We start from the raw sequence: 16,908 nt of genomic DNA, 5'->3' as shown, positions 1-16,908 counted from the left end.
TTGACCTTTTTTTTCTTAAACGTTTCACTAAATCTTCGACGTTGCCGCTCTGTCTGATTTAATCCAGAATGTTGTTTTCCACTCATAATTCTTTTAATTTGTGGTCAACTTATTTCAGGCAATGACACTTTAATGCGAGATTTAAACATCATGAAAAAAACAACACTTTTCATCATCTCGCATTGCTCCACCAAAAGTGTTGCTTTAAACCTTACTTCGACCTGTTGCATTTTAAGCAGAGCTATGCGTGATGGCAGAAATGGGTAAGGTCTTTTCTGGAAAAAAAATTCATAGTCTCATCTTTAGAACTTTTCCGAATACTAGCGGACATGTTCGATCACCAGCGAAAGCTTATGTTTATTTTTAAAGCAGAATCACCTGTTAACTACAGCACATTGATAGGCTCAACTTTAGGTGATTCTATCAAGTGCTTTTTCTTGAAGAAAATCAACACTTTCCTTTTTCGCTTTAAGCTTTAATTAATCCCATTTTCAACAGAAATATCCGGACGTTTGCCTTGCAATGCAGCAATGCCTTCTGGTGTTACTTGTGTCTGCCAAGTATAAATTCTCTTAAGTGAAGGGAAAGACGCTAGATAATCTAAAGCTCCATCATCGATACTTGTGCCATATAGATTAATAGATTCTAAACGTGGCAGAGGAGCTATCTTTAATAAGTCTTCTGTTTCTGTATTCGATCCATTCAGTTGAAGGCGAATTAAGTTTTTCAGTTCAGACAACTTCTCGAAATTGGCATCAGATATTTCGGTATTCTTCAAGTCCAAAATAATAATGTTCTCTTTCAATGGACCGAAATCGATCGGGCTTCCTAAATCCGTTCCAAGTGGACTTACTTCTAAATAGTTATCGCTTTTGGACATTCCTGATACCTTAAACCCTCCTTGAGCGAACGCCTCTAAAGCCATCGTATCTATCTTAGGCCCAGATTCTTTCTCATACCAAGGTTTCGGAGTGAAATCTATCTTGTAAAGTTTATTAATACCTGTCATTATTTCTGCAGGCATTTTAATAGTCGCAGTTTGCTCTTTAAAATGTGCACCATTTTCTATCCACCATTTCAGCAACGCCATCTCGTAATAGGTCAGTGGAACGCCATTAGTTGGCATGAATTTCACATTATTCTGGTTCAATGTAACTCTTCTGAACAATTCACTTTCGTCAACATCTCCCGGAATCACAACTTCACCTCCATCTCCACCTTCCAGTAGTTTTTCAACAGAAGTGATATCTAGATTTCCACTCATAGATTTCTCATTGTGACATTTCGCACACTTTTGCTCTAAGAATGGATAAATCAAATGTTCATAAGTAGTAATGGAATCTGGTTCTATCCCTGACAAATCTACAGCCTCCGGTGGATTATATCCCGCTATACTTTTTATAAAGCCTGGAGCCGCCTCTACTAAATAATCATTTCCATGCGTTAATTGACCACCGATATGCCCACCTAATGAAAGCAGAACAATTAGTCCAACTTTTAAGGCCCCAGAAAATAGATTCTTCCGTTTTTCAACAAATTTAGTGATTGCCCAAAGCAAAAAGGAAATGGCCGCTACAGAGATGCCGAGCCACTTGTGCCAGAAAAGTTGGTTTTCGGGATAACTAGATCCTATAGAAAGCTGCCATCCCGTAAAAATGGAAAAAAGTGCACTAGCAAATGAAATCAACCACATCCAGGCCAAAGTATTTTTACCAGTTTTTCCGATTAACTCGAGAACAAGTGTAATAATTATCATACCAATTGGCAGGTGCACAAACAAAGGGTGAAACCGCCCAACAAAAACTGAAAAATCAAAGCTCATCATAATATTTCTATGGTTATAAAGCTAAAAATTTATTTTGATTTATGAGGACTTATCTCCAACTTCTAATGATCTAATTTAGAATTAGGTGTACGTTAACATGAAAAATGGAAAAAATGTTGGGTGATATAGCTTTACATGACTTAACTAAGAATTAAACATTGTTAAATAAGATCAATAACTATGAGGAGCTTGTAATTTTAAAATCGTTACCATTAATTATTTGTTACATCCTATCATCTATAAACATTGTATATAACGAGAAATAGATTCAAAAAAAGACAGATAAATAAAGCGTAGAAGCCACCAATGAAAGCAAGTGATTCTGATTTACCATGTATCTTACTTCGTGATAATTTTAATTTTTTAAAAAGATAAATTATCAATACTGAAAGTTGACCTAATATTTGAAAAAAGATAGTAAAGGAGACCGCATAGATTAATTGACTATATAAATTGAGTTCAAGGTAGAGGTGCTGAATTGTAAATACTAGATTTGTGATGAAGAGCAATAATAAATACCTTAAAAACCAATTAACATTTTCAATTTCCTCTGTTAATAAATTATCTTTTTTGATAATTGCAGGTGTCTTCATTGAGATAGATATGGTAATTAATGGCGAAACTACCCTTTAAATATAGACATTAAATTCCTTTTAAAACAAAATGACTATTAGCATCATACTTAGCTAAGATTTGTAGCTTCTATTTTCAGAATAAAATGTAAAATATTTTTGTAAATGCCTATAACCTTCTAGACAGGATAGCGCATAAAATCTTAGATAAATGGTCATGCTTCTTGCGGATAAAATGCGCAATGTTTCAATATATTTCAGTTAATTTTCAAACAATGGAACTTTATTCTAAAATAAGGGTTAATGGTGGTGGTAGGGTTATTAATCTAATAATTCGCCATTTTAAAATTATATATTTTTACAATGAATAACGGTACAGTTAAGTTTTTTAATGACAGCAAAGGGTTTGGATTTATTACACCAGAAGATGGTGGAAAGGACGTTTTTGTTCATGCTAATGGTTTAGATGGTAGTACTATCTATGAAGGAGATAAAGTCTCTTATGATGTCGAAGAAGGACAAAAAGGATTGAATGCAGTGAATGTCTCAGTGATATAAGCTCATTTAAATCTTAAATGATATAGGCCTGTCGATTAATCGACGGGCTTTTTTTATGCATATATTTATCGTAAGGAAACATCTTAAGCCTCCTTCAGCGAATAAACTCGCCCACAAAAAAAACTCATAGCTTTACTAAACGTAAAACCATGAGTCCTTTATAAATTGACATACAAAAAATGCTACCTATAAATCAAACTTGATTCCTTGCGCTAAAGGTAGTGTATCACTATAATTAATTGTATTAGTCTGTCTTCTCATATATGCTTTCCAAGCATCAGAGCCACTTTCTCTTCCTCCACCTGTTTCTTTTTCACCTCCGAAAGCACCGCCTATTTCGGCACCACTTGTTCCTATATTGACATTAGCAATTCCGCAATCAGATCCTGCATTGGACAAGAAAAATTCTGCTTCTTTCAGGTTATTTGTCATAATTGCTGAAGAAAGACCTTGTGGAACATCATTCTGCATTGCGATAGCTTCATCTAATGTGCTATATTTCATTACATAAAGAATCGGCGCAAATGTTTCATGCTGAACGATCTTGTAGCTATTTTCAACTTCTGCTATACATGGTTTCACATAACAGCCTGAAGTATATTCTTCACCTTTCAAAACTCCACCAGCAACAAGCATTTTACCTCCTTGCTCTTTAATAGCGTCTAGTGAATCTAAATAAGCATTCACAGAATCTTTATCAATTAATGGACCTACATGCATTGCTGGATCTAAAGGATTACCAATTTTCAACTGCTTGTAAGCTTTCTTTAATTGAGCTTTGACCTTATCATAGATCGATTCATGAATAATTAATCTTCTGGTAGAAGTACAACGCTGTCCACAAGTTCCTACTGCACCGAATACTGCACCAGCCAACACAACACTAAGGTCTGAGTTCGGAGTAACAATGATCGCATTATTTCCTCCTAATTCTAATAAACTTTTACCCAGTCTAGAAGCCACTGTTGCTCCTACTATCTTACCCATTCTAGTACTTCCAGTTGCTGAAATCAATGGAATTCTGCTGTCATAGGTCATAAATTCACCTACTTTATAGTCTCCATTAATGATAGAACTTACGCCTTCTGGGACTTTATTTTCTTTTAATACTTTCTGAAGGATGTTATTACAAGCAATCGCACATAGTGGCGTTTTCTCACTTGCCTTCCATATGCATACATCTCCACAAACCATGGCGATCATAGCATTCCAAGACCAAACGGCAACTGGGAAATTAAAAGCACTGATTATACCAACGATCCCAAGTGGATGCCATTGTTCATACATTCTGTGTCCAGGACGCTCAGAATGCATACTCAATCCATATAACTGTCTAGAAAGGCCAACTGCAAAATCACAGATGTCTATCATTTCCTGAACTTCTCCCCAACCTTCTTGCAGGCTCTTTCCCATTTCATAACTCACTAATCTACCTAGTGCATCTTTGTGTGTTCTTAGCTCGTTTCCATATTGCCTTATAACTTCTCCTCGCTGAGGAGCAGGCACAGCTCTCCATTTAATAAATGCTGCTTCCGCTTTTCTTACAACTTTAGCATAATCCTTTTCAGAAGTGACACCTACTTTTCCGATTAATGTCCCATCTACAGGAGAGTAAGATTCCAGATATTCAGTTGCAGTTCCGATGGACTTCTGACCAGTCCAAGTTCCTTCATTTGACTTTTTAAGGCCTAATTTTTTTAAAAAACTAGTGTTCATTTTGTGGCTTTTTTATTAACGTTAAAAATGGATAAAGGAATAAAATCAGATGGCATTAATAATTCCATATTCGAGGCAATTTTTATTCGGTTTAGTGGAACTAAATCGGATGAAAATTAACGAAGTAGATGGATTTAGAAATGTCACCTGCCATAAAAACAATCTGAATCATCTTCTTTTCTTAAAAATCTCTTGAATTAGCGCTGCTAGTCTTGTAAGATTCTTAATTCAAATCTGATAATTCTTATGGCTTCTGATAAAATTACTTATCCATTATTAACGCTTTATTAATAATCTTATCATCAAAGGTATGATAAATAAATCGCTTAATAATGCTGTGACTAGAGTTATTCCAATAAGAATTCCTATCGATTTGCTTGGTGGATGAACTGAAAACAGCAAGACCATAAATCCAAAAAAGAGAATGATACTTGTTATGCAGATGGCTTTTCCTGTTTCTAAAAATGTATTCTTTAACGACTCTTCTACTGACATACCATTCACTTGACCAATTTTAAACCGACTCAGAAAATGAATACTATCATCTACTGCTATTCCGAATATGATGGCAAATACAATGGTAATTCCAGCCTCTAATTCTATATTCAAAAATCCGAGGATCGCTCCTGCAAATAGAAGTGGGAAGATATTAGGAACAAGCGCTATGATTAAGTACCTCCAATTTTTAAATAGCAAGGCCATTAAGAATCCTACAATGATGATTGCTATCGCTAATCCTGTTAACAAGCTCCTCCTCGCATATTCAACATTTTTATCCAGCAACATAGCTGTCCCGGTAACATTAAAGTTAACCAGACTGGTGTCTGTATTTTGATTAATCCAAGTATCCAGATTTTCTACAATAACTTTCACACTATCCGCTCCTACATCATTCATTCTTGAAATAACCCTTGCCTTTTTGGCGTTCTTTCCTACTAAAATATTATTGCTCAACTTAGGTATCTTAGCGGCGATCTCTTTGTACTTATTATACTCTGCTTCCGTTTCAGGAAACTTATAATTATCGTGATTATTTCCACCATACATCTGGGCAATACTCTTATAGACCATTGTCTGAGATCGAATGGCTTTAAAATGACCATCTTCTTTGAATTTTTCTTCGACCTTATTGATTTCCTTCATGATTTCATAATCATAAATATTTCCATCTGTAGTTACAGCGACTTCTACTGGTCTGAAACCTACGAATTCATCTTCGAAGAAATAATAATCTTTGGTAATCTTCGCTCCAATAGGTAGATTCGATTCGATCTTATAATTTGTTGTCACCATAGAAATACCAACTCCACAGAAAACCAAAAAAGCTATGATAGAAGTCCAGATCGCCTTATTATTAAATGAAGCCTTATAAGCCCAAGTCATCCATTTGTTCCAGAAGTTGGTCCTCGTTTTTTCTGAGGTCAATTTATTTAAGTCATAGAAACTTAACACCGCTGAAGTAAATAAAACGACCGTTACATATGCGATCATTACTCCTACTGCTGCGTTCACACCAAATTCTCTTATCGGTGTAATCTTGCTGGTTAACAAAGTAGTGAAGCCTACTGCAGTAGTGACTGAAGTTAATAGGGTGGCAAGGCCAATTTCTTTGATCGTAACAAGAATAGAACTATTAGGCGGATTGCCTTTTTCTAGCTCATCCAGGTATTTACTCATAATGTGAATAACGTCTGATGTACCGACTATGATCATCAATATCGGATACAATCCAGTCATTGCACTTAAAGCTTGACCTGATATTCCTAAGTATCCCATAAACAAAGTCATCCCGAGACCAATGGATGTCAGCGCAATCGCTACGGTCAGCGCCCGCCTATATATAAATAGCATAATTAAGAAAACCAATGTCCCAGCTATAATGGTCGACACTAAGATTTCCCTGACTTGCATTCGCACCAGTTCTTTCTGAAAAACAGCTCTTCCCAGTAAATGAGACTCTTCAAAATCATAAGAATCTATGAGCGCTTCTAAGCCACCTAATAATTCTTTAGATTGATCTAACCTGATCGCATCCACAGTCTTCAGTGCTATTGCTGTTGACTTCCCATCTCTTGAAACCAAGTAATCTAGAAGCCTTTCATCTTCAAGGAGCTTTTCCCTTTCCATTGGGTATTTAGAAGGGTCGTCTATGTGTATAGCTGGAATCGCTGTTACACCGAAAGGCGTAATTAATGGGTACGAAAACTTCGTTATAGATTCTGCTTCTAAAACATGAGGAAGATCTCTTGCTTTAATCGTTAGATCGTGAAGATCTGTCAAAAATTTCTGATCAAAAATTCCTTCTTCCCTTTTCAGGCCGATTAACAGAAAATTATCATCTGTTTCAAAATCCTTAATAAAGTCTTTAAAGATTGCGAGTTCCGGATCATCCTTAGGAAAAAAGGATTCGAAGTCGAACTGGAAATTAAGTTTAAACATGAATGTCAGACTGTATACTGCCATTAATGCAAATGCGATAATAATCGGAATTCTTAGTTTCTTAACCATGTGCGGCAAATGTATTTAATTGCTTATTGTAATTACAATTAAATACGTGCAAAGTTTTTATCTTCGGCCCAATAAATCAACAAAATGAAAAAACTTAAAGTTGCTATTCTTTTTGGTGGAAGATCAGCAGAACATCAGATATCGCTGTTATCAGCTAAAAATGTCATTTCCTCGATAGACAGAGAATTATTCGAACCCATCCTTATTGGTATCGACAAAGCTGGAAAATGGCACTTAAAGAATGACTCCATGGATCTTCTGAATGCTGACAATCCAAAACTGGTTTCTATGAGCAAAGGTGGTGCGGAAGTGATTTTATCGCATAATGGAAATGACCACCGATTGATCAGTGTAGCAGATGGAACACCTCAACTTGAGATCGATGTCATCTATCCAGTTCTTCATGGTACATTCGGTGAGGATGGATCTGTCCAAGGTCTTGCTAAATTAGCAAACCTTCCTTGTGTTGGTTGCGGAATTCTAGGTTCTGCTCTAGGAATGGATAAGGATATCATGAAGAAGATTTTAAGAGATGGAGGAATAGGAATCGCGGACTTTTTTACGTTTAGAAAAGGCAGTGCTAAGAATCCTTCTTATAAGGAAGTGATTGAAAAACTTGGCAACGAACTTTTCGTTAAGCCAGCTAACTTAGGTTCTTCTGTTGGAGTTTCCTTCGTCCAGAATGAAGAAGAATTCAATAAAGCATTAGCAGAAGGATTCGAATATGACCGAAAAGTTATAGTGGAAGAGAAAGTGACAGGCCGAGAAATAGAAGTTGCTGTATTAGGAAACGATAACGCTCAGGCTTCTGTTCCAGGTGAAATCTTACCGAAGTCGAGTTGGTATTCTTTCGAAAACAAGTATGTAGATGAAGATGGAGCTGCACTTGCAATACCTGCCGAGTTAGATGAAGCCACAACGAAGCGAATGATGGAGGCCGCTGTAGAAACTTACCATTTGCTAGAGTTAAGTGGTATGACTAGAGTTGACTTTTTCCTTAAGGCTAATGGTGAACTTATTGTTAATGAGGTCAACACCTTGCCTGGATTTACCTCTGTTTCCATGTATCCTAAATTATGGGCATATTCTGGAATTCCGCAAAAAGAATTGATTACGAAGTTAATCCACTTTGCAATGGATCGTTTCGCAGAAGATGACGCGTTAAGGAATTAATATAATCTTGGATCGGACTTTATCGGTTATAATTAAATAAAATGCTTAGTAAGCTTAAGAGGAGGAAAAGTGAACCTTTGGCTAAATTTCATGGAGGTGACTTTTCGCTGTAGAATTATTATCTTTTCTTTTGCCACCCATGCAAAAGAAACAAAAGATCTCCTCTGTGAAAGAATATAGCGTAAATGTAATAGTTGATTCCTTCGGTTGCCTTTTCATTTGGCGTCACTAATTAAACAATCCTAATTGTCAATTGCATGGTGAGTATGAGCGAAATATTCTCCATGCATAATGTTAGATCTAGTTCACGGATTTTTTGACTAGATAATTCGTTTTACTTTTGTCTCCTTTCTTTGCAAAAAAACCTTCTTCCACACCTTTTCTCAAATCTCTTGATGCTGTTGCACTTGAAATATCTTTAAACATATTCAAATAATCCTTTCTTACGAAATTTTCCTGTTTGAAATTCTCAATGAAATACTCGACTCTTTCAATATCTGAAAGTTGACTTCGTTGTTCTGTTACTAATTGTTTTAATGATTTGAGAATTATCTCAAGCATATACTCTACAAAAACTGTTGAAATTCCTTGTTTATCTGAAATAGATAAACTTTTGTAATAATCTTGTTGAGTATTTCTGACTTCGACTTCAATTGGTAAAAATTCAAAGACTGGATTCTCGTTCATTAAAATTACCGTTTGCCATAATCGACCCATTCTTCCATTCCCATCCATAAACGGATGTATAAATTCCATTTCATAGTGAAACACACAACTCTTAATGATAAGATTGTCATCACCATTCTTCAAATAGTCGAAAAGTAGACTCATCAAATGTTGGACATTCCAAGCTGGGGGAGCCATATGAGCTACTTCATCTACTTTAAATATACCAACTCCTTTAGTTCGAAGTTGACCTGGTTTGCCTACAAGTCCATTCATCAAAAGTTTGTGAGCTGATAGATATGAATCAAGTTTAAAGGCATCAAAACAATCAAGTTGACTGTACACATTTATAGCATTTTGAACTTCCAAAATATCTTTTGCTGGTCCTAAAACTCTTTTGTTGTTAAATAGCGTTGTCACTTGATCAATTGAAAGTGTATTACCCTCGATCTCTAATGATGATTGAATAGACTTAATTCGATTTTCCTTTCTAAGTGCAGCTTCTGGTTTTCTTAAATAAGTTGAATCGACAACACCCAAAAGTTTGCCTATTTCTGTGGAAAGGTTGATAATTTTTGAAGTGCCCTCAAAATATTTATTAATCACAATACTATCATTTGATAGTATCAAAGATACAGAAAATGATAATTAAAGCGTCTAGTTTAGATATTTAGCTCAAATGATTTTATGACAATTAGACCTAACGGAATCGCAGCAAGCGGCGTTCCGAGGAACGAGGAATGATCGTCTTCGCTGCCTGTTCTATATAGTGCTTTGCACTTTTAGCTAAATGCGAATTCTTTCTTATCCAGTTTTAGCATCGGTTTGCCTAGTTTATTTATCGTTTTTTCAATTTTAACTTTTTCTTCTTCTGGAATTTGAGTTGGGATTAATTTGTTGAGATTAATTTTAAGTAGTTTGCTAGTTACTATGAGATCTTTCAATGAAAATGGTATTATCCCATTCATTAGTTCAGATATATAAGACTTATTATCATGACCTAGCACTTTTCCAAATTCTTGCTGGTTCAGGCCAAGCTTTTTCAGTTTGGATCTTATAAGTTTTTTACGTTTTTCAATAAATTCTAGATGTTGTTGGACAATGAGTTCAGCTTTATCACTTTCTTCGACTTGTGAATCTGTAATTTGATCTCGATTTGTCCAGTGTTTGGCTTCGTAAGCATCAATAAGTTCCATTATTTGTGAATACTTAATTTTGGCTTTCGGATTTTCTTTAGACAATAGTTTTAATTGCCTTTCGGCAAGAGAAGCGTACTCTAATTCAAGTTCGTTTTTAATTGAGCCGCGTTTAATTACTTTGTTGATATTAAATTCATTTTCCATATTAGATCAATTTTTTTGATTGAAGCCATTTTCTAATGGTCGTCTTATTATTCTTAAAAGTTGATTCGTAACTATCATGATTTCCACACCATATTATTGAAGCTCTGTCATGATCTAGTTCAATTAAAACCATGGTTCGATCGACAGAAATATTGAAAAAGTAGAAACCGTTTGAATGTACTTTATCTGCATCAGGTCTATTAAATTTGATCTCTTCTTGTGTTGACCAATTTGCATTTTCAAGTGTCTCTAAAAGGCTAATGATTTCACTTTCTAGTTTCTTGTTGCCTCTTCTCTTTTTTGCATATTTTTCAAGAATTCTTCGATACCTTACTTTCATTAAACGTAAATATAAGAAATAAAGTTCTTATTTGATATGAACTGTTTGTGTTTGTGTATTTTGATTTGCATTACATAGAACTAGAATATCTAAGTTACGGAAACATGAACCCTTGGATGAATTACAATGAGGTGATTTTTCGTGTTATGGCTCTCTTTCCATCACTATAAATTACTAAGAAATAATAACCAGTCTTTAGCTTGGGTTGAATACTCGTATGATTACTTTCCGTCTCATGAGAAAATACACATTGACCTAAAACATTATAAATCTTTATTTCATCCACTTCGAAATCTGTCGATCTGATATTTAATTCCGAATGAAAAGGATTCGGAAATATCGCTACGTTATTTGCCTTCGCAACATTACTCAAGGATGAAACTTCCGCGTTTTTCTGATAGCGAACTTCACTAATCACCTCTGAATCTCCCAGTACTACGCCACTAGCTTGAAGAACTGGTCCTGAAAACCCTTCTGCATACCATTTATATTCAACCATCGTTGTTGAGATCGGAAATATAGAGGAATCATAGCTTGTGGTATCCATATTAAAGATCAGCGTTTTCATCTTTATTACATTATTATAAGTCCCAGCTGGAGTTTTTAAGGTGCCACTACCGTCCACGCTGTTAAGTCTTCTCCCATTCCGAGCAATCCTAGCATTAACTCCTATAGACTCTAAGTCTATTACTAAGCGACTTTCAGAACTATCCACCTTTCCGAATGCTAAAGGAAATGCAAGTTGGGTATCTGCTTTTTCATATTCTATACCCACAGGAATGGAAATTCCATTCACCGCTACCGTCATTCCTATCATTGTTTCAGAATAGGCATTATCATTCTTGAGATAGTGACGAACTATGTTTTCCGCTTTGATTTCACCAAAACCTAAAGTATCTGCACCTTTCACCGCTACACTCGTCACTTCGTCAAACTTACTATTACAATTAAAAACGTAAAAATTAGATAGACAAAATGAAGACTTGTATCCACTATCTTCAGGATCTATAAAATCGGTGGTATCCTTTCTGGTCTGAGTAAAGTCAAGATATTCCCAATTGGTGTTTTCACCAGTTGTAGAAAAATCCACATCGAGATTTACAAGATTAGTCACTTCATACTCTATCGATGTACCCACTGAGAAGTGTTGTTCAGCAGTATAAGATAATTGAGCTGCTGCGATATTGAAGTATAAGAAACTAAGTAAGCATAAAATAATCCTCATTAATAAGTCTTTAGACCCTAAAGGTAATATTCATAATACTAATCAAGGTTCGTCCTTCTTAAATATCGCAGAAATGTATCTGTGAACACATTGAAAATCAAATTAAACTATGGAGAATAGATCCCGATCTCTAAGGAAATTATAAGCTCTTCTATACGCAACTTGCTTTTCCTTGGACAAATTGACATAGAATATACCTTCCTCTGAATGGCAGTCTACAAGCTTCTTACCTTCATAGTTTAAAGCAACACTGTCACCCGAATAATTGATATTAATCCCATCTAATCCTATTCTATTAACACCGATGGTATAGCTCTGATTCTCTATCGCTCTACTGATCAGTAACTGGGACCAAGCGTATTTTCTCTTTTCGGGGAAATTAGCAACATAAATCAATAAATCGTAATCTTCTGTATTTCTCGACCACACAGGAAACCTGAGATCATAGCAAATTAAAGGACAGATTTTCCAAGTCTCCGTTTCTGACTGAAGTTTAAAAATTTTACGTTCTTTCCCTGGTTCGAAAAAGTTATTTTCTTTCGCAAGCGTGAACAAGTGTTTTTTATCATAATGGTCAATGTTGCCATTCGGTTCCACCCACAATAACCGGTTATAAAAGACTTCTCCTTCTTGAATAATAAGACTTCCTGTTACAACTGCATTGTATTCTCTAGCGATACTTTTCATCCAGTCCAATGTCTTTCCAGACATTAATTCTGCATTCTTATGGGTGTCCATACTAAAGCCCGTATTGAACATTTCGGGAAGAATAAGCAATTCGAAAGGATCACTAGAGCTTGCTAAAATCTGTTCAATTTTATTAAAATTTTCTTGGGCATTCTCCCACTGAATATCATACTGTACAAAGGCTACTTTCATGCGCTACAAAGATAATTTATTTTTCTTGTAGATTTTCCGAATCCATTGAGGAACGATGATCACTCCAGCAAAAAGATAGGTATAATATGCAATTAGCCGCCATGCGAATGCAATAACCACAGCCAGTGTAATAGGAACATAATCACTATAAAAACCACCGAACAAATACTCCGCAAGCCCAGATCCTCCTGGTGTCGGACTTGCAGCAGTTATGGTAAACATCGTTTCATATCTGCCATAGATCATTGCCGTATTATAAAAAGTCCTTGGTAAGTCATGAATAAAGGCATAGATCACACAGAAAATTAAAGTAAACTTAAAAAACCATGCAGTAAACGTTGATAAGATTGCTTTAAGGTGGAAAAGTGGACTTTTTGCTCTGAGCGTTTTAGAACTTTTTTCTATGTCAATTCCTGTATTAATAATCTTTTTCTTGAACCTCCTTAATATTTTACGATTGCCTATGAAATTCAACAGTTTCTTGATCTGGTCAGGTCGATGAAATAATCCATAATAAAATACAAAACCATAGGTCATCATTGCAAAAAAGACAAATAGAAAAGTGATGCCATAACCATTAATATCAAATAAGGTTTCCATTTCTGGCCGGATAACCAAAGGGCCTAGAATTATATAAAGCAATGGAAGACTGATCACAAAAAACAACGTATCAAGCACTACAGAATACAGCACAATGGTCACTGCTTTCGCGGTTTTTATTTTTTCTTGTGATAAGAAAAACATTGCAACAGCGCTTCCTCCCAAACTGGTAGGTGAAACCGCTGTCGAAAACTCCCAGATAAAAATAAGTTGGATAGCTTTACGCCAAGAAAAAACATTATCGGACAAAATGACTAATCTGGCGGCATAAGCTAGATGTCGAATGACATAAAAGAAGACTCCCAGCATTAACCACCCTAATGTCCATATACCCCATTCAATATCGTTAAAAGCTGATCGATCAAATTGTTTCCACAATAAAAAAACCACAACACCTATTCCAATCAACATGGGTAGGACGATGCGATTAATCCTAATCCGCTTTAATACATTTTCTATTTTCTTTTCTTTCTTCAACTAGGAACAATCATTTTAATAGTAATAAACCCAATATCATACTAGCATTGAATTTTAAACTTAAAAAGATGCAAAAAATAGATGAAATTATCTAACAATAAGGACTTTTGTTACAGCAGTATCTGGATCTTGGTTAATATCAGTGCTGTTACTGAAGACTAAGTATACTCCAGAAGCAACTTTTCTACCGTTATAATCACGGCCGCTCCACGTCGCTTGACCACCCAGTGCACTAGATTCATAGACCAATTGTCCTTTTATATCTGTAATCTTTATGGTAGCATCACGAGGCAAGCCTTTGAATGCGATTACCCCATCATAATCAGGTCGAACAGGATTTGGATAAGCATAAACATTAGGCTTGTGATACTTTCCGCCTTCTGTGGTATTTGTTTTATAACCTTGAATTCCACGATCTGTAGCGATATACATTACACCACTTTCTGGATCAAATTCTAGATCAATGATATTATCATTAAATAGAGGGCTATTTTCTGTTGTAAACCTCAGTACTTTTTCCGTTCCATCAGGTGACTGAACAAATATACCGTTTCTGGTTCCAAACCACTTCTGATTTCCACCATCTATTCCTATACATCGAATATCCTCAGTCTCTAATAATCGAGCTGCAATTTCATCTTCGAGAACGGTTTTCAATGTCCCAGTGCAAAATTCATTTCCTTCACTATCCGTTTGAAAAACATCACAACCGAAAACAATAGGCCCGTTACTTGTCCCTACCCACATTTCACCATCCAAGTCTTTCGTAATACAGTTTACCGTATTCGACAATAATAGAGAATTACTTGAATTGATAAATTTTTGCCGGTCATCTGAAGGGTTATTTATAGTTCCTTGATCATCATAAACCAAAATTCCACCTGATGCACCTGTTGCTTGTATCCATTTGTAATCAAAGTCATCTACGGTTATGGATGCAATTCTGTTACTACTATTTACCGCAAAACTGTGAAAAGTACCTTCTGCACTATAGGCAATAAGTGGTTTTTCTGCTTCATATGAACTGATCCACAAATTATTCTGACTATCAAATGCTAAGCCGGAAACTTTCTCTAAATCTGGTGCACCCGTTGAACCAATAATAGGTGAGTTGTCTTTGTTATACAACTTAAAACTATTCTCTTCTAAATTAGCCTCCATAAGTCCCGCCCAAAATGATCCCAAATAAATATTATTGTTAAGCGGATTCAGCGCAATTTTAAATATATTGATAAAATCTTCTGTCCTGAAAATCTCTGGATTGCCTTCTTTGTAATTGGTCCATTTTCCATCCTTATAAACATAGATTCCATTTCTATTCGACTGCGCATTAAATCCTTCTGTCACTCCGCCCGATGCTGCATACAACACACCATCTTTCACGACTAGATCACTTACCGTCTGAGAGAATGGAGAGTCATTATATACTCGATTACAATTACCATCGATACCATCTGTATAGCGGAAGCTATCCCATTCATCAGCGTACCATGTTCTACCTGACTCATCTACGATCGCATTGTTTATAAAGTTAGCACATCCAAGAACACCTATCGAAATATCTAAGTTTTGATTTACATATTGAACTCTCGACTTAAATTGGTTAGGAAACCTGGATCCTATCATGAGTTCTGGGCCTTCCGTGCTTAAAAATTTGAATTCCTCACCACTCTCTGGACTTATAAATTCTACGAAAAAGTTATTCGGATTTGTCCATATCTTATTCTCAGAAACCACCCATAACTGATTAGCATAGAAATCAATGTCTAATGCTTCATAAATTAAAGGCAGGCCTACTTCATCACCTAATAACTCCCAATTCGCAAAATCGCCAAAGTTGAAATTCTGATTCATATCAAGCCGATATATTCCATCCTCTGTGGCTGCATATAAGTTGTTATTATCATCCGTCGTGGTACTAAAAACTTTGAGGCCCATCTGAGTTGTAAAGCCAAACTCAAAATTTTCCATGTTTAGAGAAACAACACCGAAACCAGTAGAAAGGTAAGCCATATCTTGCTCATCAAAATGAACATCATATATTCTCTTATCACCTATGATCCCGAGGTTATTCTTTATATCCGCAATATTTACAACACCATCTTCAGTTAGAATATCGATTTCACTATTCGTATAATAAATGAGTAAGTTCTCTGAGGTTGGGTCATATTTCAGACCGCCAGAACTCGCATCGCTAACACCGATAGTTGATAGTCCAGAAACTTTGCTAATAAAATCCAATGTAAAATCTGCTTTATCTATCGACATAACGGACCAGTCTGTACCAAAGTAAACTTTAGTGGGGCTTTGAGTTACAGCAAGACCTCTCTGATAAGGTAGATGTGATACCCATTCTCCGAAACCAAGATTTTGCTGACTTTGTATGTTCAAGCAGGAAAGAAGCAAGCACAAAAATATCAGTAGCGTTTTTTCCATTATGGAATTATGTATACATTTTATTCGATTCGATATATTCGAAAACGGACTGGGGAACTAAATATTGAATAGATCGACCATTTTTTATCGAATTTCTTATAAAACTGGAAGAAATATCAAGCATTGGTGCTTCAACAATAGAAATTCTAGGATGATTTTCTAATTCTCCTAATTCATAAGATGGCCTTTTATAAACATAGATATCATGATTCTTAAGTATGATTTCATAGTTTTTCCACTTGTGAAAACTTCCTAGATTATCACCTCCCATGATTAAACTAAATTCATGGTCTGGGTATTTCTCTTTTATATAAGTCAAGGTATCGATGGTGTACGAAGGCTTAGGAAGTGAAAACTCAATATTAGACGCTCTTATATTAGGATTCTCAGCAATTGCTAACGTTACCAAGTGAAGTCTGTCATAATCTTTAGCTAAGCTCTTCTTGTTTTTATGAGGGTTATGTGGACTAACCACCATCCACAATTGATCCATATCTGTATACTGCACGATATGATTAGCGATAATCATATGGCCCACATGAACAGGATTAAAAGAACCAAAGTACAATCCGATCTTCATAGAAACGGTA

At 35.6% G+C, this 16,908-nt stretch carries 13 protein-coding genes; 2 read left to right on the top strand and 11 right to left on the bottom strand.

Features of this window, described 5'->3' with window-relative positions; translation table 11 throughout:
* Positions 1–475 precede the first annotated feature (475 nt).
* Entirely contained in the window at positions 476–1,822 is a 1,347-nt protein-coding gene (locus L2586_RS23040; RefSeq protein WP_317218965.1) for a c-type cytochrome domain-containing protein, read from the bottom strand.
* A 938-nt stretch (positions 1,823–2,760) separates the two neighbouring features.
* Here L2586_RS23040 and L2586_RS23035 point away from each other — a divergent pair.
* On the top strand, positions 2,761–2,955 hold the full coding sequence (locus tag L2586_RS23035; protein ID WP_235295359.1) for a cold-shock protein: 195 nt from the start codon (positions 2,761–2,763) through the stop codon (positions 2,953–2,955).
* Positions 2,956–3,141: 186 nt separating this feature from the next.
* Here the strand turns inward: L2586_RS23035 and amaB are convergent, their stop codons facing one another.
* Together amaB and L2586_RS23025 are read right to left on the bottom strand one after the other, a co-directional pair.
* Positions 3,142–4,671, bottom strand: coding sequence for an L-piperidine-6-carboxylate dehydrogenase (gene amaB, locus L2586_RS23030; RefSeq protein ID WP_235295358.1), 1,530 nt, complete (start codon positions 4,669–4,671; stop codon positions 3,142–3,144).
* Between the two features lie 276 nt (positions 4,672–4,947).
* Positions 4,948–7,179: an efflux RND transporter permease subunit gene (locus tag L2586_RS23025; RefSeq protein WP_235295357.1), complete on the bottom strand. Its 2,232-nt coding sequence runs from the start codon at positions 7,177–7,179 to the stop codon at positions 4,948–4,950.
* An 84-nt stretch (positions 7,180–7,263) separates the two neighbouring features.
* Between L2586_RS23025 and ddlA the strand changes: the two genes are divergently transcribed.
* Entirely contained in the window at positions 7,264–8,352 is a 1,089-nt protein-coding gene (ddlA, locus tag L2586_RS23020) for a D-alanine--D-alanine ligase (RefSeq protein WP_235295356.1), read from the top strand.
* Between the two features lie 300 nt (positions 8,353–8,652).
* On the opposite strand, the gene L2586_RS23015 is transcribed toward ddlA, so the two are convergent.
* From L2586_RS23015 to nadD, 8 genes are all read right to left on the bottom strand, one after another.
* Positions 8,653–9,621, bottom strand: a complete 969-nt coding sequence (locus tag L2586_RS23015) for a Fic family protein (protein WP_407990189.1) — start codon at positions 9,619–9,621, stop codon at positions 8,653–8,655.
* A gap of 179 nt (positions 9,622–9,800) precedes the next feature.
* The gene (locus L2586_RS23010; protein ID WP_235295354.1) at positions 9,801–10,361 is read right to left on the bottom strand and encodes a helix-turn-helix domain-containing protein; all 561 of its coding nucleotides are present in this window, start codon (positions 10,359–10,361) and stop codon (positions 9,801–9,803) included.
* Position 10,362: 1 nt separating this feature from the next.
* A complete protein-coding gene (locus L2586_RS23005) occupies positions 10,363–10,701 on the bottom strand; it encodes a type II toxin-antitoxin system HigB family toxin (RefSeq protein WP_235295353.1) in 339 nt (112 codons plus the stop codon).
* A gap of 121 nt (positions 10,702–10,822) precedes the next feature.
* A complete protein-coding gene (locus L2586_RS23000; protein WP_235295352.1) occupies positions 10,823–11,926 on the bottom strand; it encodes a T9SS type A sorting domain-containing protein in 1,104 nt (367 codons plus the stop codon).
* Between the two features lie 102 nt (positions 11,927–12,028).
* Positions 12,029–12,805, bottom strand: a complete 777-nt coding sequence (locus tag L2586_RS22995; protein ID WP_235295351.1) for a nitrilase family protein — start codon at positions 12,803–12,805, stop codon at positions 12,029–12,031.
* Between the two features lie 3 nt (positions 12,806–12,808).
* On the bottom strand, positions 12,809–13,882 hold the full coding sequence (locus tag L2586_RS22990) for a lysylphosphatidylglycerol synthase transmembrane domain-containing protein (protein WP_235295350.1): 1,074 nt from the start codon (positions 13,880–13,882) through the stop codon (positions 12,809–12,811).
* Between the two features lie 87 nt (positions 13,883–13,969).
* Positions 13,970–16,318: a type IX secretion system anionic LPS delivery protein PorZ gene (porZ, locus tag L2586_RS22985; RefSeq protein WP_235295349.1), complete on the bottom strand. Its 2,349-nt coding sequence runs from the start codon at positions 16,316–16,318 to the stop codon at positions 13,970–13,972.
* A 7-nt stretch (positions 16,319–16,325) separates the two neighbouring features.
* The gene (nadD, locus tag L2586_RS22980) at positions 16,326–16,898 is read right to left on the bottom strand and encodes a nicotinate (nicotinamide) nucleotide adenylyltransferase (protein WP_235295348.1); all 573 of its coding nucleotides are present in this window, start codon (positions 16,896–16,898) and stop codon (positions 16,326–16,328) included.
* Positions 16,899–16,908 lie beyond the last annotated feature (10 nt).

It is taken from the genome of Portibacter lacus (assembly GCF_021533215.1).
Lineage (GTDB): Bacteria > Bacteroidota > Bacteroidia > Chitinophagales > Saprospiraceae > Portibacter > Portibacter lacus.
The sequence above is the reverse complement of the archived record's forward strand: the minus strand, read 5'-3'. Positions and strand labels throughout refer to the sequence as shown.